Source organism: Actinomyces sp. MRS3W (assembly GCF_032465695.1).
GTDB lineage: Bacteria > Actinomycetota > Actinomycetes > Actinomycetales > Actinomycetaceae > Actinomyces.
The window spans coordinates 1-1,207 of sequence record NZ_JAWDJJ010000150.1; the positions used below are offsets into that span (position 1 = coordinate 1).

1 protein-coding gene is annotated in these 1,207 nt (G+C 73.6%); it reads left to right on the forward strand.

Features of this window, described 5'->3' with window-relative positions; genetic code table 11:
- Positions 1–1,207, forward strand: a 1,207-nt coding sequence (locus tag RWX45_RS05430) for an ABC transporter ATP-binding protein (protein ID WP_316022748.1), incomplete at both ends; no start/stop codon positions are given.

Sequence of the window (1,207 nt, forward strand, 5' to 3'; positions counted from 1 at the left end):
GGACATCTTCGCCCGCCGCTACCGGGAGGCCTCACAGGAGCTGCGCCGTCGCGGCGTCGCCGTGGCCGGTGCCCAGTCGGTGCTCATGAGTCTGCAGGTGCTGCTGCCGGGGCTGTTCGTCGCCGTCGTCGTCTGGGCGGCCGCCCGCATGGCCATCACCGGGACGATCACCGCCGGGGAACTCGTCACCTTCTACGGCTACACCGCCTACCTGTCGTGGCCGCTCATGGTGTTCTCCCACGCGGTGCAGGAGTACACCCGCGCCATGGTGGGCGCGCGTCGCCTCGCCCGCCTGCTGCGGGTCCAGCCAGCTACCGGCACCATCGGCGAACGGCTCGCACTCGATCCGACTCGGCCCGCCCCCGCCGACGGCGACGTGGTGGACACCGCCTCCGGCGTCACCTTCGCGGCGGGCCGGATGACGGCGCTGGTCGCGGCCGACCCGGATCAGTCGGCGGCCCTGGCCACCCGGCTGGGCCGTTTCGACGACGCCGCACCCACCGTCACCCTCGCCGGTCGTCCGCTCGCAGACATGCCCCTGGAGGAGGTACGGGCTTCCATCGTCGTCTCGGGCGCGGTCGCCCAACTGTTCACGGGCACGCTGCGCGAGGCCCTGGATGTGCGCGCCGGGCAGGCCCCCGAGCCGGTGGATGTCGCCACCCTGGTGACCGCGGAACGGGAGCGCGTCGGGGTGGCCGACGTGGACCAGAACGTCCACACCGTCGTCGAGCGGGCCGACGGCGATGAGCGTCTCCTGGCGGTGCTCGAGGTGGCCGACGCCCACGACGTGCTCTCCTCGCTAGAACTGGGGCTGGCCGGCATGATCACGGAGAAGGGTCGTTCACTGTCCGGCGGGCAGCGCCAGCGGGTGGCCCTGGCACGGGCGCTGCTCACGCAGGCGCCGACGCTGGTCCTGGTCGAGCCGACCAGCGCTCTGGACTCGCACACCGAATCGCGGGTGGCCCGCCGGGTCCGGGACGCCCGCGCGGGGCGGACCACGATTGTCACGACGGCCTCCCCGCTGGTCCTCGAGGTCTGCGATGAGGTCGTCTTCCTCGACGCCGACTCCCGCGAGCGCCTGCGGGCCAGCCACCGGGAGCTGCTGGCCCGTGCTCGGGCCGGCGACCCCGACGCCGTCGCCTACCGCGCCGTCGTCGCCCGCGCCACCGCAACCGCAACCGCAACCGAATCGGAGACGGTGTCGGGG